The sequence below is a fragment of the Sporosarcina sp. SAFN-015 genome (assembly GCF_051966875.1).
Lineage (GTDB): Bacteria > Bacillota > Bacilli > Bacillales_A > Planococcaceae > Sporosarcina.
The window spans coordinates 51,387-77,161 of record NZ_JBQCKP010000011.1 but is presented as its reverse complement, the minus strand read 5'-3'; the positions used below and the strand labels follow the sequence as shown (position 1 = coordinate 77,161).

The following is a 25,775-nucleotide window of genomic DNA, read 5'->3' as shown; positions in this document are numbered from 1 at the left end:
CGAATAGAACTAAAGTTCATGAGCGGACGAGCGAGACGAGCAACAACGGATGCGAGCGTTTGTCAACAGGCTGAACAATCGTAATCACCCCTTAGGCGGGGTGATTATGATTGTTTTTTATTAGCACCTATTCATCCTTCTCCAACTCTGCGTACCATTTCTCTTTCCACGCTTCCACTTTCGCGTCGATTTCATCCCTTGCCTGTTTCGCTTCTTCACTCTTCTGCTCTTTTATTTCCGTAAAATGGACTGATCTCAGTTCACCCATTTCCTTTGCTAGCTCAATGACTTCGTACGCCTTTTCATCGTCAAGGATCTTTTTGTTTTTCAAATAGTAAGCAGCATTGCTGATCCGTGTTGCCTCCCGGTCAGAAATATTTTTGAGCGGGTCATGAATTGCAATAAGCGCCTCCATTTGATGAACTAAATCATGCAGCATGACGCCTTGCTGACTCATTACTTGCATCATGCTCGGCTTCCATTTCTTAATGAGAACTCCTTCAAATTCGGACGGGTTCCGCACTGTCGCATATTCGCCGCCACCTGCTTCCGCCACTGTTTTCAGCTCATTTTGCCCTTCATCATCGACGTCGAAACCGATGATATTCACCTTCGCCTCGATATCACTGTCATGCAGCTTTTTCGCTGCGGCAACCGGATCTCCCTCGCACGTTTCTACACCATCACTTACGATGTAAACGATATTCCTAAAGTTCTCTTTATCATAAGAAGCAAGATACTCATGCGCCTTTTCCATCGCACCGGCTAATGGCGTCCAGCCACTTGCCTTAAAAGAATCCATCGCTTTTTGGAATGAACTTTCTTCATACGCACCAAGCGGGTACAGTTCTTCAATCGAACTACAAGAAAGCTGCTTATCGGCTTCCGTTCCGGCACCTTTATGGCCGTACGCAAATAGGGAGACATTGACATCATCGGACAGCTGGCTCGTGAAATCTTCAATCGCCTGCTTCGCAAGAGTCATACGCGACTCGCCTCCGATTTCCGCTTTCATGCTCCCGCTTGCATCCATCAAGATGACGACATTCGTCTTTTGCCTCTTCGCAATTTCGATTTCATCCTCGCCTTCCGGCAACTCCGGCATCACATACCCATGCTCATACGACGTTAACTGGTCATAGAATGTCGAATACTGTCCCGAACCTAATTGATAAACAAGATAGTCATAAATCTCATCCGCACTCAAATCGGGATGCTCCTCGAAATAGGCAGGCAACTCACTCTCCATAATTCCTTGAAACGTATCTTCATAGAAGCGATGATAATAAACCCAGTTCACCGTCTTGGCTGCCTCGATTTCAGGATCCATATGCGCTTCCACCAACTTGCCCGCAGGCTGTGAAATCATATCTTCCAACGTCCGTGCCGCTTTTGGAATTTGCTCCTCGGCAACAGCGACTGGTTTTGATTCTTTTGATGAGGTTGAGGTAGAGGTTTCTGATTTCACTTCGGGCTCCGGCTTGTCCGCACACGCCGCAAGCATCAGACAGCATCCGATACTCATGACAGCATATTTCACTAAATTCATTTGCTTCACCGAATACACTCCCTTTCCTATAACTATCTTTTATACGGACTACCGACTGCAATAGTTTCTATGTGGAATTGCCCATATTGCCTCCTACTTTAGACGGGTAGGGGTGTTCCGGACCTTTCACAACGAGTAGCAATCAGCCCAGCCCCCCATAGGATAGATAATAAAGATTATCTTTATGAAAAGGGGTATTTCATGACTAACTTTCATTTTACAGCTGCAACAGGAAATCCAAATGTAGTTGCTTTCGCTAATGGAGATGTAACGGGTGATCGAGTGATGGATCAAATCTATCTGACAGGAACAAAAACGCCGGATAGTCCATACATTCGAGATATAATTCTTCACGTTAGGGACGGTAGAACAGGTGTAGTGACAAGTATTACGCTCCATAATAATGAAGGCTATAATCCGACCCTGTTCTTAGGCGATTTCACAGGCAATGGCGTAGATGACATATTAATCGGTATGTCTACAGGTGGCAGTGGTGGAATTATTAACTATTACATTGTTTCCTTTGTCGGAAATCAAGTAAGATTCCTTTTTGATTCGGATGTTTATAATAACCATTTCCATTACGAGGTCAATTATCAGGATCATTATAAAGTTGAAGTGATTAGCAGACCTAATAATGAGCGGTATATTATTGATATATCGACGAGAGATGCAAGTTATTTAAATGAAATCTATGATCGGAATGGCAAATTGAAAAGCCCGATCACCGGTTTTGTCGATCCGTTAAGCGGCTTATATCCAGTGGATTTTGATTCCAATGGCGTCTACGAGCTTCTAGCCTATCAAAAAATATCCGGAAGATATCATGCGGATGGCCTTGGCTATATGTTGAATACACTAGGATGGGAAAACAATGGATTTGCATTACAGCAACAGTATTTAGGAATATTTGGCGCATCGCTGTAGTGCATATCATACAAACGGCAAAACCCCTTCAAGCTTTTTACAGCCTGAAGGGGTTTATTGTTCGTATTAAGCTTTACTTACTAAGATTTCTTCGTCCACAACGTCTACATATACTTTTTCGATATGGTCTTCTTCCAAAATAAGATCTGTCAAAGGATCTTCAATTTTGTCTTGGATGACCCTGCGAAGTGGTCTTGCTCCGAAGCGTTTGTCGTAGCCGAGCTTCACCAATTCCCGTTTCGCTTCAGGCGAAATGGAAATCGCGATGTTATTTTCTTCAATCGCTTCTTCCAAATCGACGAGCATCAAGTCGACGATTTCGAGTAGATTGTCTTCCGTTAATTCATTGAACGAGACGATTGCATCGAAACGATTCAGGAATTCAGGTTTGAAATAGTTACCTAGCGATTCCATCATGGAGACGGATTCATGTGCGGTTTGATTGAACCCGACACTTACTTTCTTCTCTCCTGTTCCGGCGTTGCTTGTCATAATGATGACCGTATCTTTGAAGCTGACTGTTCGACCGTGCGAATCCGTTAGTCGTCCGTCCTCCATTATTTGAAGGAACATATGTTGAACGTCCGGGTGCGCTTTTTCGATTTCATCCAATAGTAAAATCGAATACGGGTTGCGGCGAACTTGTTCCGTTAATTGGCCCGCTTCTTCGTGACCTACGTAGCCTGGCGGTGAGCCGATTATTTTAGAGACGGCATGTTTCTCCATGTATTCGCTCATATCGAGGCGAATTAACGTTTCACGGGAACCGAATAGTTCTTCTGCCAACACTTTCGTAATTTCCGTTTTACCGACACCCGTTGGACCGACAAATAAGAATGATCCGATTGGACGCGTTTTCGATTTCAAACCTGCACGGCTACGGCGGATTGCTTTGGCAACCTTATCGGCTGCTTCTTCTTGTCCAATTACTTTATTACGTAGGTTTTCTGCAAGGTCTAACATTTTCGCTTGTTCCGATGCTTGCAGTTTCGTCACCGGAATGCCTGTTTTTTCTTCTACAATTTCCTCGATATCTTTAACAGTCACTTCATAGAGAGACGCTTCGCCTTGTTCGGCTTCTTCCAATTGTTGACGTAATTGCATTTCTTCTTGGCGCAACGCTGCCGCCTTTTCATAGTCTTCCATGTCCGCAGCTTGTTCTTTTTGTTGAACAATTTCTTCTAGTCGTTTTCCGATTTGCTCAGCATCTGCCGAAGAATGTTTTAGATTTAAGCGTGCCCCTACTTCATCCATCAAATCAATTGCCTTGTCCGGCAAAAATCGGTCTTGGATATAGCGTTGTGATAATGTAACGAATGCTCGAATCGCTTCATCTGAATAACGCACTTCATGGAACGCTTCATAGCGGTCTTTAATCCCGTTTAAGATTGCGATGGCGTCTTCAGCAGAAGGCTCTTTCACAATGATCGGCTGGAAGCGGCGTTCGAGTGCAGCGTCTTTTTCAATTTGACGGTATTCTTTCAACGTCGTTGCCCCGATGAGCTGCATGCTTCCGCGTGCCAATGCTGGTTTCAGGATATTCCCTGCATCCATTTTGGAGCCTTCCGCTGAACCTGCGCCGACGAGAAGATGGATTTCATCGACGAAAACGATTGTATCTTTCCGGTTCTCGATCTCCTCGATCAACTGCTTCATCCGCTCTTCAAATTGACCGCGGATTCCGGTATTCGTGACGAGTGAAGCTACGTCAAGCACGTACACTTGTTTATTCAACAGTTTCGCCGGAACATCGCCTTCATGGATTTTCACTGCGAGACCCTCTGCAATCGCAGTTTTACCGACACCCGGTTCCCCGATGAGAACAGGATTGTTTTTGTTTCTTCTATTTAATGTCTCGATGACGCGTTTCACTTCTTGATCGCGGCCGATGACCGGGTCAATTTTCCCTTCCTTGGCGTCGTTTGATATATTTCTACCAAGTTGGTCTAACAAGCCGTTTCCTTGATTTTCATCGACTTCTTTAACTTGTGTATAGGCTTGAGGGTTGCCGTTCGCTTGGAAAAATTGATTGGCATCCTTGCCAAAGGACGGCATCTTCATTTGTCCTTGGATTTCTTGAAAACATGTGTGACATAAGTTCATTTGCATCCGTTGATGATTCACCTGGAGTCGTAAGCTCATTGTCGCTTCGTTTTTACCACAATGTTGACATTTCATAAGCCATTTCCTCCTTATATAGATCGTTCATTTATAGTATTTGACATTGACTATCTTTGACTTATGACTTTATTATACTCTGACCTACTTTGACTTTCAAGTTATTTGTTTGATTAAAGTAGGTGCCTGTAAAGCGGCGATCGTTTAAGCTTATACGCAGTTGTAGTGTATAATCAGAATTGTATCTTGACTATGAAGTTAATATAGTTTTTCTAATAGATGATATGTAATCATCGATTTTGCTAAGGAGACACTTATGAAATCTCACTATTATTTAGGTTGGTTTACTAATTTTTTCTCAGATAATCTGAGTAGGGTGTTACAGGAGGATATAACTGATAGAAAATCGCTTGCTATGATAAGTTCAAATCCATCTATTTATGAAGATGATGGTGCTACTGAACGCTCGTGGCTCGATCAGGCTGGCATTTTGTTTGATGAGTATCATTTACTTAATTACCGCATGCAAAAGGAAGAAGCCCAAACGATCATTCAAAATGCTTCCGTCATTTTCTTGCTGGGTGGCAATATACTTACTCAACATGGTTTTTTGATGGAATATGAATTATCGGATTCGATTAAAAAAAGCAGCGCCGTTGTGATGGGCGCAAGCGCCGGAGCAATCAATATGTCCGCTAAATGGTTATGCTCGAAAAATTTTGGAGATGAAGTTGAAATAAGCTCTGTTTACGACGGAATCGGTCTTGACAATTTTTCCGTCTTGTCTCATTTTGATCTTGAAAATAATATGGAACTGGTTCAAAGCGAACTATCTCCCCTATCGGAAGAAATACCTATTTATGCGTCAAACAAAGATTGCGCTGTCCGTGTAAAAGGAGGCAAAATCGATATTGTTGGCGATGTTTATTTAATTTCAGACTCAAAGATCCAGAAATTGGAAGAGACGCTTTAGCTGTAGCGAACGCCAAAGTCATCTTTATTGGAGGGTAATGTGCGAAAGAATTCTATAGTTTTGTTACTACTCATACTAATACTGTCTGCTTGTAGTCATGTAGATGAAAAACAACCAGAAGAAGCTGTAGACGCTTCAGCCGATCAATCTGAAGTCAGCGATGGCAGCGCTCGAATACTAAAGGTTAGTACAGATTTAGAAGAGGAACATAATTGGTTTATTGTTCCGGAAGGTGTCCATACAATGACGATTTCTGCGGAAGTTGAAAATGTGGAAACCGTACTATTTTGGATATCCGAAACTGGAACTGGGACGTGGGCTGAAAGAACGCTCATCGGTTACGACATAGATGGAAGTGACGGATGGTCTATTACATGGGAGTTCGGTGATAGGATATTCCACGACCGTATTTCGATTCAGGCTTTGGGAAGTGATGGTGTCACACGAGCAAGCGAGTCAATCGGCGTTCATTCTATTGTCGAGACTGATGGCGAATAAAATAAGGGGGATTTCCATTGGCACTTTTGAATTCATTTTCACAATACATAAAGGCCGTGCGTTTGAAGCAGGAACAGATACCGCATGGCACATTCCCTTTCACCCTTCCCTTCGTCCGGAACTTGCACGAATTGGAGCTTCATCCGAATATTACGTATGTGATCGGGGAAAACGGAATGGGCAAGTCGACGTTGCTGGAGGGAATCGCGATTGCGTATGGTTTTAACCCCGAAGGCGGGACATTGAATTTCAATTTTTCCAGTTTTGATTCCCATTCGGAACTCGACGAATATATTCGACTTGTCAAAGGAACGGAACGGGCGAGGGACCATTTTTTCTTCCGTGCAGAGACGTTTTACAATGTGGCGACAAATATCGAAGAGCTTGACCAAGACCCTCTTTCCGGCCCCAAGGTCATTGATTCGTTTGGAGGGGTATCTCTTCACGAGCAATCGCATGGGGAATCCTTTTTCGCCGTGTTCCGGGAGCGGTTCAGGGGGAACGGTTTATATATTTTGGACGAGCCTGAAGCTGCCTTGTCCCCGCTCCGTCAAATTTCATTGCTTGCGCGAATCAACGAACTTGTTACGAAAGGATCCCAGTTCATCATTTCTACCCATTCACCGATCATCATGGCGCACCCGCTTTCCAAAATCGTACAAATTACAGAAGAAGGAATCCACGAAACGACGTTGGAGGAAACGGAGCATTACTCGATTATGAAACAGTTTTTCGATGACCGGGAACGATTGCTGTATCATCTTTTTCAGGATGAGGAATAAAAATAGGGCATCTCCTACGTTACGGAGAGATGCCCTTTTATTTTTGATATTTCATTTGCACTGGGACCGCCCGATTACTCATACAATTCGCCTGATAACACACCACGAACGCCTGATTTATCGTACAAACCGCCTGATATAACGCTAAGACCGCCTGATACCGCGCCACGAACGCCCGATTACTCATACGAACCGCCTGATTTATCGTACGAACCGCCTGATATGACGCCAAGACCGCCCGATTGACGTTGCACTAAGTCCTCGCAATTACTGAAAACTAATTAGATTACTTTCGCCTGTTTCAATAAGAAAGCGCGCAATATTTCCGCCCCTTCCATTAGTTGCTCCATAGACGTATACTCGGCAGGATTATGACTAATTCCGTCTTTTGACGGGACGAAAATCATGCCTGTCGGACTAAGGGACGCCATGTTCATCGCATCATGTCCTGCACCGCTTGGCATTTCGATCCAAGCCACTCCTCTATCTTCACAGATGGATTTTAATTCGGCCACGATTGCGCTGTCCATTTGAACAGGTTCTTCTTCCGAAATCTTATCCATCCATATGTTCAAGCTTCGTATTTTAGCTATGTCGTTGACCGCTGTTTCAAGTGCAGCGGCAACTCGCTGGCGTGATCCCTGGCATGTCCCCCGAATGTCGACATATAAATCTGCAGCTCCTGGTACTACATTCATCGCACCTGGCTGAATGGAAAAGACACCGACCGTACCGACTGTGCCATGTTCCCTCTCCGCCAATGCCGCCTTCTCTACAGCAAGTGCAATTTCCGCACCACCAAGCAAAGCATCCCGACGGTAATCCATCGGTGTCGTTCCGGAATGATCCGCTGTTCCGTCGACATGGATGTGGAAGCGGACCGGTGCCGCTATGGCAGATACGACACCAATCGCCTTCCCTTGCTTTTCGAGAACGGGACCCTGTTCAACATGCAGCTCGACGAACGATTTGAGTTCATCCGGAAAGCGTTCTGCTAAATGGACTTCTTCCAAATCAAGACCATTTTCTTCAAATGCCCGCATGAGCGTCACTCCGTTTTTGTCAGTGAGCGACCGTGTATACGCGGGATCCAGACGGCCTGTCATCGCTTTGCTACCGAGAGTCGAAGCGCCAAAGCGGGCAGATTCCTCACAAGCAAAAATGATGACTTCAAGCGGATGCGCCGTTTCCACGCCTTCCTCCGCAAGCGAACGCATTACTTCAAGTGCAACGAGGACACCCGCGGTTCCATCAAATTCACCGGCAGCATAAACGGAGTCAATATGTGACCCTGTCGCCACAACCGGCAGATCGGGATCTCTCCCCTCCCTGCGCGCAATGACGTTTCCCGCATAGTCGGTGCGTACTGCCAACCCCGCGCTTTCAAATTGCTCGATCAAAAAATTACGTGCATTCCGCTCGGTTTCCGTGTAAGCTAGCCGATTGATGCCTTCTCCTCCGACTGTAAACCTAGCGAGTTCTTCAAATGACTGACGCAAACGTACCAGCTTCATGACAATCCCCCGATTCCTCTATTTCTCTTCCTCCAGCTACCAATACATCAATTATAACAACATTCAGGCACTAATAATACGTAATTTAGACAGGTGCCTGTGCAACACACATTTATGACTATTCATAGAAAACTATATAAATACAAAAAGAAGCCACTTGATATATCTGGCTTCTAATACTATTTTATGCAATTGTAGTGTATTTACTGAATTGTGTGTTGCACAGGCATCGAAAGGCAATTAAATAATTTCTTATTCATTCAGCTTCTGATAAATATGAAGCATTTGCTGCTGCTCTTCGGATGTCAGTTTTTCAAATAGATTTTTCCTTAATATTTGGCCTTCCACGTTTGCACGGTGTAAGATTTCTTTCCCTGTTTCTGTAATACTCAAATAGACGATGCGTCTATCATCTTCATCTGTCGAGCGAACGGCCAGTTTCTTTTTCACAAGTTTCTCTGACAGATGAGTTACAGTGGGTGGGGTTAGTCCAAGAAATTTCGCAATGTCAGATGGCCGACTTTTCCCTTTGTTAGCTAAATGGCCAAGAAGGAGTATATGGGAGACGCCCAATTCTTCATTAAAGATTTTATTCCATTGAATGATCAAGTTATTCGTGAACTTGTCCATATTGTGTATGATGTCAAAAATCGTTTCTTCTTTCATGTTTCCCCCTACTTTCTACATAAACAATTCCATTTTATCATATACAGTCCGTATATATGAAAATGAACCCAAATTCAATGTACTTTGGGTTCATTCACAATGAAAGATATATTCAATTATTGTGCAGAGAATCCGCCATCAATGACAATTTCAGCACCAGTAATATAAGAAGAATCATCACTTGCCAAGAAAAGAGCTGCATTGGCAATATCGGCTGGCTTTCCAAGACGTTGCAACGGCGTAGCGCGAACGAGTTGGTCGAGTAATTCTTTGGATGTGCTTAAGCTTTGTGTCATTGGTGTTTCTATGATTCCTGGGAATAGCGCATTTACACGCACTCCTTGGCGACCAAAAGTTGTCGCAGCTGCCTTGGAAATAGCACGGACAGCCCCTTTAGAAGCGGAGTAATGGTTAAACCCTTGTCCGATTTGTGCGGTATATGATGAAATATTAACGATCGAACCGCTCTTTTGTTCAGCCATGATTGGCGCTACATGCTTCATGCCTGCAAATGGTCCGAAGCTGTTGATCGCCATCATTTTTTGCCAATCTTCCATGCCGATTTCTGAATACGGTTTTTCGGAGGAAATTCCCGCGTTGTTCACTAAAACATCGATGCGGCCGAATTTTTCTTTCACTTCTTTTGCAAATGCAGCCCACTCTTCGTCGGATGCTACATTCAATTTCATACCATGAACATTTTCTTTTTCACTTGCACGTTGCAAAGCTTCTTCGTTTATATCAGCCGCAATAACAGTCGCGCCTTCCGCTTGGAACAGATCAACCATTCCTTCACCGATACCAGAAGCTCCACCTGTCACAATCGCTACTTTTCCGTCCAATTTACCCATATTGAACATCTCCTTAACGTAATTTAATAGACCCGCCGTCCACCATAATCGTTTGTCCTGTAATATAGTTTGCATCGTCGCTCGCCAAAAATACTGCTGTGCGGCCGATATCACCTTCCGGATCGCCTAAACGGCGCAACGGAATGCGGTTGATCATCGCTTCATACATATCCGGCGCACTTTGAGCCCATGCTTCCACGCCTGGTGTCAATGCGATCGGTGAAATCAGGTTAACATTGATGCCTTCAGGACCCCATTCATTTGCCGCTACACGTGAAATCGCGCGGATCGCCTCTTTTGCTGCTGCATAAGATGCTTGTGTCGGTTGGCCATCCAAGCCTGCGCCTGAAGCGAAGTTAATCACTTTACCTTTTGTTTTCTTCAACTCCGGATAAGCAGCTTGCATGAAATGGAATGTCGGGTAAAAGCCCGTACCAAAGGATAAGTCAATCATTTCCATCGTCGTTTCAGCAAACATAGCTTGTCGGGACGCGTGCGCATTATTTACGAGTATATCCAATTTGCCAAACTTCGCTACGACCGCTTGTACTATTTCAGTGACGTTTTCAGGTTTCGAAATGTCTTTGATGAACAGCATGCTTTCTGTAAGCTCGTTCAACTCTTTTACCGTTTCGTTCCCTTTTTCTTCATTGATATCAACAACGGCAATATGCGCGCCTTCTTTCGCCATCGCAAGAGCTATTCCTCTTCCGATCCCTGATGCGCTTCCTGTAATGATTGCCACTTTTCCTTGTAATCTCATGCTTTCCCTCTCCTTGTCGATTGTCATGAAGATCTCAGTTGCCGTACCTCATCATTCTGTCCAAAAACCTTGTTCAACCAACTTCCTTTTATCGTTAAATGCGACGAATACACAGCCAATATTGATGACTAGCATAATAATGAGCGCATAAAGAACTGACATATAGCTGCCTGTCGCATCGTACACGAAACCGTAAGCCGGTAATGCAATAATGGATGCTACTGCAAGACCTATAGAAGCTGTAGAGTAAATTTCACTATACGCTTTCTTACCAAAAATCGTCGAAGCCAATGCTGGTGCAATAATACCGATTGAAGAACTGACCAACCCGAAAAGACCAACGGCAAATGTGATGATCGTTGTACTATTATTCGCGAAAAGGAGTAAGCTGATTGCTATAATTCCACAAACCATCGCTAGAATTGCCGTATATTTCGATCCAAGTTTATCGACAAGGAAGCCAAGTATAAGCGACCCTATTAAAATTCCGAGCATGTACGTACCCATTACATTCCCTGCAAATGTAATATCAAATCCTTGATTGGTTAGATATGTCGGAATGTGCATCGAGAAGCTTGCAATTGATGTGACAAAAAAGAAGAAGAGCATCAATGCGTAAAGAGCTGTCGATTTCTTCGCTGTAGCCATATCAATGCCGGCCTCTTCGCCAGTAGATTGCTGATTTTCTTGCCCTGTCACGTCATCTGCGCCGTATGGTAACACACCGTGCGCTTGAGGAGAGCGTTTAATGAGTAACATGGCAATTGGCACGACAATAATGATTGCTGCACCACCGATAATCATATAAGCGGAGCGCCAGCCGAGCCCATCAATTAAACTTGCTGCAATTGGTTGTGCGATTGCACCGACTCCACCGCCGACTGCGCTCAACACACCTAATGCAAGCCCATTGCTCTTTTTGAACCATTGGTTAATGATGACGGGTCCTGCAATGACAGTAATGAATACACCGCCTACCGCCAAAGGAATCGCCAATGCATACCAGCCCCACACGGAGCTCATCAAACCGAATAATGCATAAGCTCCTGCTTGAAACACAATACCGATCGACAAAATCAAACGTGTATCATATTTCGCCATGAGCTTTCCGCCAATTGGTAAAAAGATCATCGTCACGACTGCAGAAACACTAAAATATAGAGATAACTTTCCCATCCCGAAACCGAGATCATTTGTTACGCTCGTTAGAAATAGACCAGCAGTATTATTAACTGCTCCTTTTCCAATCCCTACGATAATACTGAGCGCTATTAGAATCCACCATGCATAATGAAATTTAGACTTCTGCTTCATTTTTATTTTCCTTCCTAACTTGCAAATATAAATTACTCAAACATTGCCTTGAAGTCCGGGACCGTCGGGTTTGCGAGGTAATGGCCACCTTCGACTTGGATCGTCTGTCCGGTAATGAACTTCGATTCGTCAGATGCTAAGAATAGGACAGTGTTTCCGATATCATCCGCTTCTCCGTGGTAAGGCAATGCATTGTATTTCGCAAAGACATTTAATAATTCCTCAGACATATTGTTTTTCGCTGCCGGTGTCAAAATCAATCCAGGAGCTACTGCATTACAACGGATATTGTGTTTTCCATATTGTGTCGCTGTATATTTTGTCATATTGACGACGCCAGCTTTTGACGCTCCGTACGCAACGCGAATTGCATCACTGAAAAAGCCTGCCATAGAAGCGGTGTTAATAATTGAGCCGCCGCCGTTTTCAATCATATGTGGAATTGCATACTTGCAACCTATAAGGACACTTTTCAAGTTCACATTCATCAATCGATCCCATTCGTCCAAATCGATATTGACAATGTCCAAGTCTTTACGGATATTCGTCAAGCCGACATTGTTGTAAAGGATGTCGATTTTTCCATAATGATTGACCGTATGCTCAATCGCATGCTTGATTGATTCTCCGTCACCTGCATCTAAAAAGATACCGACTGCTTCCCCGCCTTGCGCACGAATCTCTTCAGCTGCGTTTTTTGCGCCTTCTTCATTGAAGTCCGCCAAGACGACTTTTGCGCCTTCTTTCGCCAATAATTGTGCTGAAGATAACCCTATCCCTGAAGCAGCGCCTGTTATTAGCGCTACCTTATTTTCCACTCTGCCCATCTTTGTCATTCCTTTCTTCCCGCTTAGAAATGTAGAGCTAAAACCCTTGCAGCAATTCATTTATATCTTCTAATAGTTAGATGACTAATTATTTCTCAACTAAAATAGTAATAAACTATCAGTGAAAAAGCAACCAAAAAAGACTATTTTGTGACAGAAGTTTTTTCCAAAGCGAAAAAAACGCACTTTTTCTATTGACAAATGGCGCCCTCTTACATAGAACAGCATCTTCACTTAACAAAGTGTCTTATAACAAGCTTCCGGCAGGTGCCTGTGCATCATACATTTATGACTATTCGACTAAAAGCATAACAATACAAAAAGAAGCCAACTGATTGTTGATTCAGTTGACTTCTCAAAAAAAATATACAATTGTAGTGTATTTACTGAATAGTTTTCTGCACAGGCACCGGAATTTTATTTCACAACTGTTACGGGGCAGTCTACGTGTTTCATGACTTTATGGCTGACGCTGCCGAGTATCATTTCTTGGAATGTGTTTAAGCCTCTGCTGCCGATGACGAGTTGGTCGATTGCTTTGTCGTTTACGTATTTGATGATTTCCTGGCTCGGTTCCCCTTTTAGCATCGTCATTTTCGATGTCACGCCGGCTATTTGTGCCAATTCCAAAACGGGGTCCACTTTATGCTTCCGTTTCAGCAGGAGGCTTTCTTCGCTTTGCGATAAAAGCCGTTCGTCTTTCGCTTTATTGTAATCCGCCACATAAATGAACTCCAATTGTGCTTCCGGAAAATGTTGAGCGAGCGTAATTGCATGTTTTGCGGCACGCAGCGCATTTTCCGACCCATCGATGGCTACGGCGATCTTCATGAACATTCCTCCCTTAAAGTAACTTCTCATATAGCTGTTCACTTGACGAGTTAAGGCCCCGGATTGTCACCGCCACCCCTTCTTCCTCAAGTTTCTGCTTCACTTTGGCGACAGCCCCGACAGAAGATTCGTCCCATAGCTGGCTATTTTCGAAGTCGATAATGATTTCCTTTTCCTTTACGTCTTTAAATGACTGGATGAAATTTGTCGTGGACGCGAAAAATAACGGTCCTTTTACTTTATATATGCCCGAATCTCTCGTCACAGTCACACGAGATATTTTCGAGACGAAAAACAACGAGCTCAAGATGACACCGACAACAACACCAATCGCTAAATTATGCGTATATAAAATGATGGCGACCGTAATCAGCATGACGATCGATTCCGTTTTCGGCGCATGTTTCAGGAATTTGAACGACCCCCAATTGAATGTTGTCGCAGCGACCATGATCATGACGCCAGCTAGTACAGGCATTGGAATGTTAACGACGACATCTCCTAAAACGATAATTAAAAACATGAGAAATACACCAGCCGTAAAAGTGGAAAGACGCCCGCGGCCGCCCGATTTAATATTAATCATCGATTGGCCGATCAATGCGCAACCTGCCATCCCACCGAAAAATCCTGTGAAGAAGTTCGCGATCCCTTGTCCACGCGCCTCCCGATTTTTATCACTCGGCGTATCTGTCATATCATCGAGCACTTGTGAAGTAAGCAATGATTCGAGTAAACCGACAATCGATAATGCCAATGAATACGGGAAAATGATTTTCAACGTTTCCAAATTAAACGGAATATCCGGAAGGAAAAATGTCGGCAGTGAACTTGGCATCTTTCCTAAGTCGCCGATTGTTTGCAGCGATACGCCGCTTATAAGCGCAATGCCTGTCATGACGACAATCGCAATGAGTGGTGCGGGGATTGCTTTAATAAAACGCGGAATCGCGTATACCAATACTAATGTCGCGATTGCAAAAACAATTGTCATGGCATCATGGCCCCGCAAATATGGCAGCTGGGTGATGAAAATCATGATGCCGAGTGCATTCACAAACCCAAGCATGACGGAGTTCGGAATGAAGCGCATCAAATTCGCAACCCCGAGACTTCCGAGAATTAGTTGAATAATACCGGTCAACACCGTGGCTGCCAATACATATTGCAAGCCATGATCTGCCATCAAGTTGACGAGGACTAACGCCATCGCACCGGTCGCTGCAGAAATCAGTCCCGGACGTCCGCCGACGAACGAAGTAATGACCGCAATTGCAAATGAAGCGTAAAGTGCAACACGCGGATCCACTCCTACGATGAACGCGAACGCGAGCGCTTCAGGAATAAGTGCAAGTCCTACAACGATTCCTGCCAATATATCTGCCCGGATATTGCCGAACCATTGTTGTTTCAAAGTATGCATCTGTTGTCTCCTCTCTATCGTTGTCCATGCATACCTGCAATAGATGAGTTAAGAATCGTTCCTAATTATAACAGAATAGCCGCTTTCGGGTGAAAACTGCGTGGATTCAATAAAGAAGAACCCAGACCATAAGTGGTTTGGGTTCTCACATTAATTATCCTATATCTTACTTGTACAATTTCCCTTTATGCATCAACTTCCTGTTTTTCGGTAGTCTTGCAACCGCTTCTGCACTGCAGCTGGCATCGACAAATACAAAACTGGCCTCATCTCCAACCATCGGCCACACTTGTTCACCTTCATGATTCAAAGGTGTGACGCCTTTCGTAATCAAGCTTAAACTTTCGCGTAACGACCGTTCGCTTGATTTCCCTGTATAGTCACAGAAGTTATGTACTTTCTCCAAAACATCTCCAGGAACATAAGGGCTCCAAGAATCAAAAAAGCCGTCACAGCCTAACGCAACTTTAACGCCTGCCGCTCGCATAATATCAATTGGAATGAGCTGAGAGTTAATAGAAATAGGGATGGTAGACATAATCTCCACATTAAGCTCACTCATTTTCTTGGTAAATTGCCTTTGCATAGGAGGCGTCAATGTACTTAAACCAAATGCATGACTGAAAGCAGTGGATCCTTTAAAGTCTTGTTCTTTCACCATGTCCAGCCATTTATCCATCGTATAGAAACCTACTTGTCCTCTATCATGCAGATGCATGTCGACATCGACATCATACTCTTTCGCAATATCCATCGTGACTTGCAATGATTTTTCGATATCTTTATCAATGCCTGCAGGGTCCAGTCCTCCTAAGATCGTTGCACCAGATTCCAATGCTTGTCTTAGTAAGTCGGGCATTTCTTCATGAGCTAGCAAGCCATGTTGAGGAAACGCGACAATTTCATACGTTACATATTGATCATAAGCTTCCAGTGCTTTTTTAACGCCTTCTAAATTTTTCAATTTAATGAAGGGATCAATATTCACATGCGTTCGAATATGATTCACACCATTACTCAAGTGCAATTCAATCATGGCGGATGCTCTTTGTTCCGCTGTTTCAGCAAGTTCCTCCAACTCAGCAGCTTCAAAAGCCAATCGCTCGGATAAACTTTTTACAGGACGACAAGCCCTCCACCCTAATGAGAGATACGTTTTATCCAAATGATTATGCATATCTTTGAATGCAGGAAGCGCTAATTTCCCTTCCATATCAATTGCATCAGCATCTGGCACATTTTCAGTTGCGGGAATGATCGTCTGAATTCCTTCTTCCGAAACTTGAATATGAAACAAATCGGTTACGGTTTGAATGCTGCCATCTTCATACGTTGTTTCACCAATTTCCAGTCGAACGTTTCGTAGCCATGTGCTCATCGGAATTCCCCCTTAAGCTCTATCTCTTCTTCATGAATGATGTTCCCTTTTGAAATCACTGTCGAAATAGGGCACTGTCTAGCAATCATATGCGCGGAGCTCACTGCATCCACAAGTAGCGCATTGGCCGTATCCCCAACTTTTGGCCACTGTTGCTCGCCTTCGTCATTTAATGGTGTTAATCCGCCTGTAGCATATTTCAATGACTGTCCGATATGCCACTCGTCAATGTAGCCAAAACGTTGGATAAACTGATTTAATTTTTGTATCGTATCGCCGCTTCCAAAAGGAGACCAATGATCGATGAGGCTATCATGCCCAAAAGAAACTTTTACGCCACGATCATACATATACTTCACAGGGATTGTAATCGGGCCTGCGCCAATTGGAACCGTTGTTGTCACTCTAATATTATGTGCAGCCACTCGATCGATTAGATTGTCTAATGCTTGTGGTGGTAAATCTGCAAAAGCGAATGCGTGACTGAGAGTTACTTCTTTATTAAAAGATCTTCGTTCCATTTCATTCACAATCTGTAGGATTTCGAATTCACCTAAAGTGTTTCGGTCATGTAAATGAATGTCGATTGCAACATCGTATTTTTCAGCTAATTGAAAAGTAGTTTTTAAAACTTCCCCACTATTGCGATCCATTGAAGCAGGGTCCACCCCGCCAATATGGGTCGCTCCCATTTGTAATGCTTTTTCTAGGATTGTTAAAAATTCTGGTCCATTACGTAAAATACCATGTTGTGGGAATGCAACGATTTCATATGTAATTTGATCTTCATAACTTTCCAAAACACGCTTTACGATTTCCATATGTTTCGTCTCAATTTGCGGGTCAACGTTCACATGTGTACGAATATGTGTATGTCCGTTTTTTATATAATGTTGCACCATCGCATGTGCTCTCTCTTCAGCTACATCCAATTGTTTTGGCAATAAAGTCGCTTCTTCTTTTAAGCGAGTAAAAATACCCTCTGTTGCTGGAGTTGGCGCTTTCCATTCCCCACCGAAATATGTTTTATCAATATGTGTATGCATTTCTTTGAACGATGGAACGAGTAATTGGTTTTTGGCATCTATTACAACTGCATCGCTTGCTTCGATTGTTGGAGCTATTTCAACAAACTTTCCATTTTCGATCAATACATCAACTATTTTCGTTTCTGTCGCCGTGACAAACGTTTGATCATACAAATACCCTGTTTCCAAACGCACATTCTTTAGTAATAAAGTCAAAACAATCTCTCCCCTTTGATAAATCCATCCCTGGAGTTCAAAATAGAATGAAAACTCTCCCTAAAATGATAAACATAGTTTATCACGATAAAATTATTACGCACCTGCTTCTTTCAAAATACGTTCAATTTCTTTAAATCCACGTTTTTCCGCATGTTCTAATGGTGTAACTCCATCTCTATCAGTAATATTGACATCAGCACCATGGTCAACTAGTAATTGTACGATTTGTTGATAGTTCTCCCTTCCATTTCCTAAAATAACAGCCTCCAACAATGCAGTCCAATGTAAGTTATTAAGGTGATTCACGTCCGTGTCAGAGTTCTTTACAAGCTCTTCCACAATATCCACATGTCCTCGATCTGAAGCCGGAATGAGCGCAGTTCCACCAAAACGATTTGTAATTGTTGTGTCTGCACCAGCTTGAATAGCAAGCTTCACAATTTCAAGCAATCCTTCTGCTCCAGCATATAAAAGCACATTATCCTTATTGTTATTTTGAATGTTTATGTCTGCGCCTTGTTCGATAAGTACCTTAACTGTATCTACTTTGTTTTTTTGCGTCGCTGCCATTACGGCTGTAACGCCTTGGTTATTCTGCGCATTAATATTTGCTCCGTCTTCCAATAGTTCTAAAACGGTTTTTGTGTCTCCTTCTGCTGCTGCAGAGATTAGCTGTTGTTCCATAGCAGTTCCCTCCTCTTTATCTTGTATAGGTGAACTTTCCTCGGAGTTTGGAGCCGTGCTACATGCAGTAAGCATAACTACAAGGAAACTCATACATATCACTTTCAGCTTCAAAATAGCCCTGCACCTCCTATATCTCCATGTTATCATTAGGTTATTTATATGAAAAATATTAATAAAATTGGTTCTACTAACGTTTTGCATATACCTAATGAAAAGGATGTTAATGATGGATATTCGGCAACTGCGCTATTTCATTGCGATTGTAGAAGAAAGGAAGATTTCTGCCGCTGCTAAAAGACTTCATATGTCCCAACCGCCATTAAGCCAGCAATTGAAAGCGATGGAGAAGGAGCTCGGTTCAAAATTAGTCGAGCGAAGCGGAAAGTATTTGGAAGTGACAGAGGCAGGGAATGCTCTATACAAAAATGCTTTAGAAATAACTCAATTGTTGGAGAAAACGAAAACAGAAGTAATGGAAGTCGGTAAAGGCGTAAATGGAAGGCTCACGATTGGAGTCAACACCTTTTCTGTTCGCGGACTGCCTGAGGTTCTTGAGCAATTTCAAAAACAATTCCCGAAGATTACATATAAAATTCAACAAAATGAATCTTCACATCTTTGTCAATTAGTCAGGGACCGAATTGTGGAATTGGCAATTATCCGCTTGCCACTACCATTGGACGACTTTTCTGTACTTCATCTATGTAACGAGCCATTTTATTTCATTACCTCTAAAGAACTTCCATCATGTAATGAAGAAATATCACTTACTGATATTCAACAATATCCTCTCCTTTTTCCAAGTACAGAGGGATTAGGTGTACATTATTTAATTCTAGAAGCGTTTTCCCGATTTAGATTACAGCCTACTATTGTTGGGGAGTGCTCTGATATTAGTCTTTTAATGGATCTAGTGACAGCTGACTTTGCTGCATCAATTGTTCCAGAAACCTTACTTCATCGATTTGGAGGATATCCGATAAATGCTTATCGTATAGCAAGTGCAACCGAGTTGACTGGATCAGTCGGATTAATATGGCTCAAAGATCATAGCTTGTCTAAGGCGGCTCAAAATTTTATAGAGATGATACAGACTGTATAATGGTCTCCTCTTTATTAAATGAACTGCATTAAAAAACCCAATTTCTCCTTAATAAATCGAGAAATTGGGTTAAGTTTCAACGGTTCCGGTTTACGACTTGGTTGATCCAGTTTAAATCTGCGTCTAAATGGAATAACATGCCGGTGGTCAATAAATATTTCGTTTCGTCCCCCTCCAATAGAAATTCCGTTTTTAATTGGGTCAATTCCATCACTTCTTGAATGATTAACGTTTTCTGTTGCTCCAGCATCCGCTGTTCTTCATGGAACTGAATTTTGCGAGCACAACTCCATTTAAAGAAGAAATCCTCTTTTGTTGTGTTGTAAGGCACCGGCTCCAGCAACCACTTTTCCAATTCTTCCTTGCCTTTTGGCTCCAATTCGTATAACTTTCTCTCCTGATGATCTATTCCCGCCGAAGAGACAAGCTGATCGCGAATAAGACGATCCAAAGTCGTATAGATTTGACCCGGATTGATTTTTCCTTTCGTGCCAAGCAGGGAATCCAATTCTAACTTCAATTCATACCCATGATTTTTTTGCTTGTATAATAACGTTAAAATACCGTACTTGACTGACAATTTATCAACCTTCTTTGAGTAATGTTTGGATATCCATTTTACTTGCACTCTTACTGGAAATCCAGGCTGCGGCCAAGCTTAGCAAAACCCCTGCGACTATTGCTAGCAACATGTCACTATATGGCAGTTGGAAAGATAGAAACCCGTCCATCAGCTGTGATTTGCTTGTCAAAAAGATTAATAGGATACCTGTTGCCAGTCCTCCCACCACTCCTGCCAGTCCAATGAGCACGCCTTCAGCCAATATCATATTCCGTATCTGCTGTTTCGTAAACCCGAGGGCCCGCATCGTTCCAAGCTCCGATACGCGTTCCAACGTATTCATCAACAATGTATTTGCTGTACCGATACTAGCTAACCCGACGACGAGGACCAACATGACAACGAGAAGCTCGTTCATTCCCGAAATTGCGGAGCTTGTCGACTGTATTTCCTCCTCAACTGTTTCTACCTTGGAAAGGTGGCTACTAAAATCAGTCCATAATTGATCCCGTATTGTATCATACGACTCCTTATCTACGGACAGCAGCAAATCAAAACTGTTTGTCCATCCGAATACATCATTCATGACGAGAGCATCCATAAAAGCAACATAACCAGCATAATGCGATGTTTTCCCAACACCGATCACTTCAAAAGACTGTTTTCCGTTCGGGGTATTCAAGACAATACTTTCGCCAATTGTACCTCCCCACTCAGCAAAAGCTCGTTCGCCAAGCAGGACGGAAGGATTTTGCCGTAAACGATTAGTAATGTCCTTTTCCTGTTCGTGAGTATATATGGCAGGGCCGTTTTCCCATACCGCCAGAACGGAGAATTGCCTCATTTGCCCTTCAATCGTTTCCCATGTAATAGGATTTGCCTCAGCTAACGATTCAACATTTGTCACGCCACCATACGAAAGTATTTTTTCCATATCTTCAGCTGACCACGGCGCCTCTGATTTGACTCTCATATTTCCGCCATAAGTGCTTCTAATATCATTATCGATTCCTCTTGGTGCAGATTCTACTACAGCGCTTAACAACAAAATAACTGCTATACCAATGGCTAGGATAGCCGCTGTATTTCCATTTCGGTTTAATTGTTGCGTAACATTACGGGACGCCAATGTACCGGGATACTTATAAAAGGTAACAAACACCGGTTTCATGAGTGTACTGAGACCATTTAACAGGTACGGGAATAAAAGAATAGCTCCTGCGATAATCGCTGCATAGGAAACAGGGTGATCGATTGTTCCCAGTAAAAGGAGCGCGACGCCGAAAAACGCTTTTACATAATGCCGTTTCGATGTGGAAGTCGTACGATCTGCCATCTTCATTGTTAATAAGATTGAAGTCTTTCCCGCATAATAGATTGGGAAGAGAGAAAATACAATCGGAAATAACAAACCGATGAGAACACCTATTAATGAAGGCATTTCCCAATTCAATGTATAAACCATATCGAATTCAAATACTCCGAGAAGAGCTTTCATGAACAGATCTCCAAGCCAAATTCCAAGCGGTACGCCAATCGCAGTACCGATAAATGCCAATAGCGTCATTTCAATCAATACAAGCTTGGAAACGGAAGATTGCGTATAACCGAGACTTTTCATGATAGCAAATTCTTTTTTTCTCTCAATCACACTTGTGTAGATCATGTTAAAAACGATAAACCCACTTATGAAAATGGATAAACCGGCGATTAAATAGAAAAACGTGTAAAGCCCACCGATGTCATTGCTCTGTAAGTCATCCGCAACGACCGGTTCAATATATGCGCTCGTTCCTTGGAAGTTTTGCTGGAAAGTGTTAAAAAGTTCCTCTCCATCCCCTTCCACTTGAAATCGCATATAAGTGATTTCATCCTGTTTTCCAGTCCATTCTCTAAGTAATGAAAGAGGAGCCATTACACGAAAACTAGTCGATTCAGCCCGTTCCCAATTGGAGGGACTTGCTAGTAGTTGGGTGTACTCGACGATGGCGGAAATTTGTGCTTCCCCCATTCCGGTAAACTGAATTGTATCTCCGACACCCTTACCTAAAAGGTCTGCGACCGGTTCTGGGACGACGAGTCCTTCATTATCCAACTTACCTTCAATGACCGGAAGTGTTAGTAAAGGACTGCTTTGATCGCTCACCCCTGTAATTCGCACGGCCCTTTGACTGAGGGACCGATCATCCGCAAGCTCGAAGAAAGCTTGCTTATCAAGCGCAAGCAATGAGTTTGACACAATGGGTTCACGGAGGATAGGTGAAATCAGATCTTCAGGGAATGTATAGTCATCACTTAAAACCCAATAATCCGCATTCGCCACATACATTTGCTCATAGTAATCAAACACATCATCCGTCGTTTTGTCGGCAATTAACATGGACGTTACAAAAGCCGTTCCTAAAACCATCGCAAGTAAAGTGAAGAATAACCTTTTTTTGTTTTGCGTCATGTTACGCCATGAAATTCGCCAAATACTTAGCATAGTCACTATCCTCCCTAGAGATAACTTGATCGATGATTCCATCTTTAAAGAGAATGATGCGATCCGCAAATCCAGCCGCAAAAATATCATGAGTCACCATTACAATCGTTTGTTTGTTTTTACGATGAAAAGTGGACAGCAAAACGAGGATTTCCTCCGCCCTGGCTCGATCCAAATTCCCTGTCGGTTCATCAGCCAATAAAACGGTTGGGTGGTTCGCTAACGCTCGTGCAATCGCGACACGTTGCTGTTGGCCTCCACTTAAAAGATTCGCACGCTTGCCATTCAATCCTTCTAATCCAACAGATCGGGTTAACTCATGGATCCATTCAATGTTTTCTGGCGTTAGTTTTCCGTCTGCATGAAGGGGAAACGCTATATTTTCTTCGACCGTCAAGTTGGGAAGCAATTGATAATTTTGAAATACGAAGCCCAGTTTCTTTCTCCGGAAAACTGTTCGTTCCCTTTCCTTCATGTCATGTATTGGTGCATGATCGATTTCAATTTCTCCATCAGTCGGTACATCGAGACCTCCAAGCAATTGGAGCAACGTACTTTTTCCGGAGCCACTTGGTCCCATGATCGCTACGAATTCTCCCTCTTCAATATGTAAATTTACACCCTTTAACACTTGTGTTGGCTCTTGCCCATTCAAAAATTCTTTTTGTAGATTGCTAACTTTAATCATATGAATTCCTCCCATTCTCGATTTATTATATACTAAGTATATAGTTTGTCAAAGAGAAATAGTTGTATATCGCTAAAATTCATTAATTAACAGTTGGAACAACAATAAAAAACCCGATGAAATCATATACTAAGTACATATTTTCATCGGATCTAAATATGCTTTTGACAAATTTCAATTATTATTAAATCGATATCCAGAACCCAGATCGTTTCTAGAAATACTGGGTTTTTCGGATCGAATTCTATCTTTTCTCGCAGTCGTTTAATGTGAACAACAACGGTTGATGTATCACCAAATGAATCCAAGCCATTCTCCTTCAAATACTCAAAACCGCAAATTTGGAACAGATGCCAGAATGCCCTTTCCCTATAATTAGGTCGAGGGGGAAGATTATGAGAACATTCAACAAGAAAGATCCATATGCAGTTTACTTATTCACTTGCTTTTTATCACAACTGTTTTTCACTTTTATCTTTACCGTGAACTTGCTGTATCATGTACAAGTCGTGAAGCTCGATCCGCTTCAGCTCGTTTTGGTTGGGACCGTATTGGAGCTGACGGTTTTCCTATTTGAAATCCCGACCGGAGTAATTGCAGACGTCAAAAGCCGGAAGCTTTCACTCATCATCGGCTATTTCTTAATCGGATTCGGATTTATGATGGAAGGGATTTTCCCTTTATTTGCCGCTGTCATTTTCTCTCAAATCGCATGGGGCATCGGCTATACGTTTACAAGTGGGGCTCAACAGGCTTGGATTGCTGATGAAATCGGGGAAGAACGGGCGTCTCTTGCATTTATTAGAGGAGCGAAGTTTGGGAAACTTGGGCAAATCATTGCCATTCCTCTGAGTATATTGACGGGCTATTTTATGATTAACTTGCCCATCATTATAGGCGGCATCTGCATGCTTGGGCTCGCCGTTTACTTACTGTTTTTCATGGAAGAGAAGAACTTCAAACCGTTGCGGACAGGCGAAAGGGTTTCGGCGTGGAAAAGCATGAAAGGGAATATGAAAAAAATCGTTGTGTATGCCAAAGCGAGTTTCCTCATGAGAATGCTGCTTCTCATTGCATTGTTTATCGGATTGTACAGCGAAGGATTCGATCGTTTATGGATGACGCATTTTATTGAAGCGTCTTCTCTAGCTTCATTAACGAACGAAAAGTTAGTCCTGTTCATGGGCGGACTTCAATTCATTGTCGTCTTACTTTCGTTCACGGTGCTTCACTTTATGAACCGAAGCATGATCCATTTGAATTTGAGACATATTTACGTAGCCCTTTTCATAGGCAGTGCTCTTATAGTTGCTTCACTCATCGGCTTCGCATACTCAGCTCTTGTCGTCAGTTTGCTACTATTTTACGTCTTGGTCGAAGTGACAAGGCAAGTGATGTATCCGTTGGAGGATATTTGGCTGAATAAAATCATCCCCGATTCCTCGACACGTGCGACCTTCTTTTCGGTAAAAGGCCAAGTCGATGCCATCGGCCAAATTGGCGGCGGGCCGATCATTGGAGTGATCGCATCACGATTCGCAGTGAAAACCGCTATTGTCGCAAGCGCCTGCTTCGTCATGCCAGTTTTGTATCTGTATACGGTCGTCTTAAAAAAAGACAAGGTGTGAATGGATCACACTTTGTCTTTTTCTTTGATTGGCACATAAATTTCCATTGTGATTTTTTTGTACAGCCAGTGGTGGCACAGTTCATCATAGTACTCGAAATCATATCCTTGTTCATCGACTTCGTAAGACGATTGTGGCAGCCAATCCTCCAATATGAATTTCCATGTCCCTTTAATCGCCGGAACGAACCGCTCCACATCTACTGGTGGAATTTTAAATACGGCATATGTCGCGGGTTTTATTTGCAGCTTTGTAAGACCTTCTGGTAATTGGGCATCTTCATGATCACAATCGACTGCGAATAAATACGTGAATGAATCATTCATTTCCCGTTCATTCAGATTAACGCAATATTCCCCGTGCTTTTTCGGAGATAGCTTTTCATACAACATCGTTTCAATTGCCTCTTCTGGCGCGATGCGCTGATCCCAGAAAGCAGGGGCATCCCTCGTGTAAAATACGCTGTCGACCTTGCTTTCATATGTTTTACCAGCAATCGTAAAGCCGTCCTTCTGCACAATTTTCGGTTGCATCACAATGCCGCCGACTTCTTTTTGGCGCAAGTTCAGTAAATCCAGTTTCGGTGACAATGAAGTTGGACAATGCAGCCGGTATAAACTTGGAGGACTTCCAAAAACTCGTTTAAACGCTTTCGTAAATCCCGAATGGGTTTCAAATCCGTAGTCGAGAGCAATCTCTATCACTTTTTTACCGTTCACCAACTCGAATAATGCGTGCTGCAGCTTCCTTTTTACGACATAATCCATAACGGTATAGCCGATATGCTGATGAAAGATCCTGTAAAAATGGAAAGGTGAGTACCCGGTCATTTTCGCCAATTCTTCAGGTTTGATCTCTTCCTTTATATGTTCTTCAATCGTATCGATGACCTTTTGCAATAAATGTATATGTTGAATCGTAAACGCCGCCTTCATGAATGTTTGGTCTAGTATTCCTAATTA

24 protein-coding genes are annotated in these 25,775 nt (G+C 42.8%); 6 read left to right on the top strand and 18 right to left on the bottom strand.

The annotated features are described in order from the left end of the window. Positions 1-127: 127 nt before the first annotated feature. The gene (locus ACTHPA_RS16890) at positions 128-1,549 is read right to left on the bottom strand and encodes a vWA domain-containing protein (protein ID WP_440501903.1); all 1,422 of its coding nucleotides are present in this window, start codon (positions 1,547-1,549) and stop codon (positions 128-130) included. A 201-nt stretch (positions 1,550-1,750) separates the two neighbouring features. Between ACTHPA_RS16890 and ACTHPA_RS16885 the strand changes: the two genes are divergently transcribed. Beyond that, positions 1,751-2,476 (top strand): VCBS repeat-containing protein, encoded by a 726-nt coding sequence (locus tag ACTHPA_RS16885; RefSeq protein WP_440501893.1) that lies wholly within the window; start codon positions 1,751-1,753, stop codon positions 2,474-2,476. Positions 2,477-2,542: 66 nt separating this feature from the next. Here the strand turns inward: ACTHPA_RS16885 and ACTHPA_RS16880 are convergent, their stop codons facing one another. After that, positions 2,543-4,654: an AAA family ATPase gene (locus ACTHPA_RS16880; protein ID WP_440501891.1), complete on the bottom strand. Its 2,112-nt coding sequence runs from the start codon at positions 4,652-4,654 to the stop codon at positions 2,543-2,545. 256 nt (positions 4,655-4,910) lie between these two features. Here ACTHPA_RS16880 and ACTHPA_RS16875 point away from each other — a divergent pair, with 256 nt between their 5' ends. From ACTHPA_RS16875 to ACTHPA_RS16865, 3 genes are read left to right on the top strand one after another with little or no spacing between them, the layout of a single operon-like run. Next, positions 4,911-5,567: a Type 1 glutamine amidotransferase-like domain-containing protein gene (locus tag ACTHPA_RS16875; protein WP_440501889.1), complete on the top strand. Its 657-nt coding sequence runs from the start codon at positions 4,911-4,913 to the stop codon at positions 5,565-5,567. Between the two features lie 39 nt (positions 5,568-5,606). After that, positions 5,607-6,065: a hypothetical protein gene (locus ACTHPA_RS16870; protein ID WP_440501887.1), complete on the top strand. Its 459-nt coding sequence runs from the start codon at positions 5,607-5,609 to the stop codon at positions 6,063-6,065. Positions 6,066-6,091: 26 nt separating this feature from the next. Continuing rightward, positions 6,092-6,847 carry an AAA family ATPase gene (locus ACTHPA_RS16865; RefSeq protein WP_440501902.1) on the top strand — a complete coding sequence of 252 codons (756 nt, stop codon included), beginning with the start codon at positions 6,092-6,094 and terminating at the stop codon, positions 6,845-6,847. 281 nt (positions 6,848-7,128) lie between these two features. Here ACTHPA_RS16865 and ACTHPA_RS16860 read toward each other — a convergent pair whose 3' ends face one another. From ACTHPA_RS16860 to ACTHPA_RS16810, 11 genes are all read right to left on the bottom strand, one after another. Continuing rightward, entirely contained in the window at positions 7,129-8,361 is a 1,233-nt protein-coding gene (locus tag ACTHPA_RS16860; protein WP_440501886.1) for a Zn-dependent hydrolase, read from the bottom strand. A 252-nt stretch (positions 8,362-8,613) separates the two neighbouring features. Further along, complete coding sequence (locus ACTHPA_RS16855; protein ID WP_440501884.1) at positions 8,614-9,027, bottom strand: MarR family winged helix-turn-helix transcriptional regulator; 414 nt, start codon at positions 9,025-9,027, stop codon at positions 8,614-8,616. A gap of 116 nt (positions 9,028-9,143) precedes the next feature. Beyond that, positions 9,144-9,878 carry an SDR family NAD(P)-dependent oxidoreductase gene (locus tag ACTHPA_RS16850; RefSeq protein WP_440501882.1) on the bottom strand — a complete coding sequence of 245 codons (735 nt, stop codon included), beginning with the start codon at positions 9,876-9,878 and terminating at the stop codon, positions 9,144-9,146. Positions 9,879-9,891: 13 nt separating this feature from the next. Next, on the bottom strand, positions 9,892-10,641 hold the full coding sequence (locus ACTHPA_RS16845; RefSeq protein WP_440501880.1) for an SDR family NAD(P)-dependent oxidoreductase: 750 nt from the start codon (positions 10,639-10,641) through the stop codon (positions 9,892-9,894). A gap of 51 nt (positions 10,642-10,692) precedes the next feature. Then, positions 10,693-11,955, bottom strand: a complete 1,263-nt coding sequence (locus tag ACTHPA_RS16840; RefSeq protein WP_440501879.1) for an MFS transporter — start codon at positions 11,953-11,955, stop codon at positions 10,693-10,695. Positions 11,956-11,987: 32 nt separating this feature from the next. Continuing rightward, a complete protein-coding gene (locus ACTHPA_RS16835; protein ID WP_440501900.1) occupies positions 11,988-12,782 on the bottom strand; it encodes an SDR family NAD(P)-dependent oxidoreductase in 795 nt (264 codons plus the stop codon). Between the two features lie 417 nt (positions 12,783-13,199). Further along, positions 13,200-13,613 carry a universal stress protein gene (locus ACTHPA_RS16830; protein ID WP_440501878.1) on the bottom strand — a complete coding sequence of 138 codons (414 nt, stop codon included), beginning with the start codon at positions 13,611-13,613 and terminating at the stop codon, positions 13,200-13,202. Between the two features lie 13 nt (positions 13,614-13,626). Further along, positions 13,627-15,036 (bottom strand): SulP family inorganic anion transporter, encoded by a 1,410-nt coding sequence (locus tag ACTHPA_RS16825; RefSeq protein WP_440501876.1) that lies wholly within the window; start codon positions 15,034-15,036, stop codon positions 13,627-13,629. 166 nt (positions 15,037-15,202) lie between these two features. Further along, on the bottom strand, positions 15,203-16,414 hold the full coding sequence (locus tag ACTHPA_RS16820) for an amidohydrolase (RefSeq protein ID WP_440501874.1): 1,212 nt from the start codon (positions 16,412-16,414) through the stop codon (positions 15,203-15,205). After that, positions 16,411-17,658 (bottom strand): amidohydrolase, encoded by a 1,248-nt coding sequence (locus tag ACTHPA_RS16815; RefSeq protein ID WP_440501872.1) that lies wholly within the window; start codon positions 17,656-17,658, stop codon positions 16,411-16,413. Before ACTHPA_RS16815 ends, ACTHPA_RS16820 begins: the two co-directional genes overlap by 4 nt. Positions 17,659-17,754: 96 nt before the next feature. Beyond that, positions 17,755-18,345, bottom strand: a complete 591-nt coding sequence (locus ACTHPA_RS16810) for an ankyrin repeat domain-containing protein (protein WP_440501871.1) — start codon at positions 18,343-18,345, stop codon at positions 17,755-17,757. A gap of 229 nt (positions 18,346-18,574) precedes the next feature. On the opposite strand from ACTHPA_RS16810, the gene ACTHPA_RS16805 reads away from it, so the two are divergent. Beyond that, on the top strand, positions 18,575-19,450 hold the full coding sequence (locus ACTHPA_RS16805) for a LysR family transcriptional regulator (protein WP_440501869.1): 876 nt from the start codon (positions 18,575-18,577) through the stop codon (positions 19,448-19,450). 76 nt (positions 19,451-19,526) lie between these two features. On the opposite strand, the gene ACTHPA_RS16800 is transcribed toward ACTHPA_RS16805, so the two are convergent. The 4 genes from ACTHPA_RS16800 to ACTHPA_RS16785 form a co-directional block, all read right to left on the bottom strand. After that, positions 19,527-20,030, bottom strand: coding sequence for a PadR family transcriptional regulator (locus tag ACTHPA_RS16800; protein ID WP_440501868.1), 504 nt, complete (start codon positions 20,028-20,030; stop codon positions 19,527-19,529). A 4-nt stretch (positions 20,031-20,034) separates the two neighbouring features. After that, the gene (locus ACTHPA_RS16795; RefSeq protein WP_440501866.1) at positions 20,035-22,497 is read right to left on the bottom strand and encodes an FtsX-like permease family protein; all 2,463 of its coding nucleotides are present in this window, start codon (positions 22,495-22,497) and stop codon (positions 20,035-20,037) included. Then, entirely contained in the window at positions 22,466-23,185 is a 720-nt protein-coding gene (locus ACTHPA_RS16790; RefSeq protein WP_440501865.1) for an ABC transporter ATP-binding protein, read from the bottom strand. Before ACTHPA_RS16790 ends, ACTHPA_RS16795 begins: the two co-directional genes overlap by 32 nt. 152 nt (positions 23,186-23,337) lie before the next feature. After that, positions 23,338-23,493 carry a winged helix-turn-helix domain-containing protein gene (locus ACTHPA_RS16785; RefSeq protein ID WP_440501863.1) on the bottom strand — a complete coding sequence of 52 codons (156 nt, stop codon included), beginning with the start codon at positions 23,491-23,493 and terminating at the stop codon, positions 23,338-23,340. 87 nt (positions 23,494-23,580) lie between these two features. Here ACTHPA_RS16785 and ACTHPA_RS16780 point away from each other — a divergent pair, with 87 nt between their 5' ends. Further along, complete coding sequence (locus ACTHPA_RS16780) at positions 23,581-24,813, top strand: MFS transporter (RefSeq protein WP_440501862.1); 1,233 nt, start codon at positions 23,581-23,583, stop codon at positions 24,811-24,813. Positions 24,814-24,818: 5 nt separating this feature from the next. Here the strand turns inward: ACTHPA_RS16780 and ACTHPA_RS16775 are convergent, their stop codons facing one another. Next, positions 24,819-25,748 (bottom strand): AraC family transcriptional regulator, encoded by a 930-nt coding sequence (locus ACTHPA_RS16775; RefSeq protein ID WP_440501861.1) that lies wholly within the window; start codon positions 25,746-25,748, stop codon positions 24,819-24,821. Positions 25,749-25,775 lie beyond the last annotated feature (27 nt).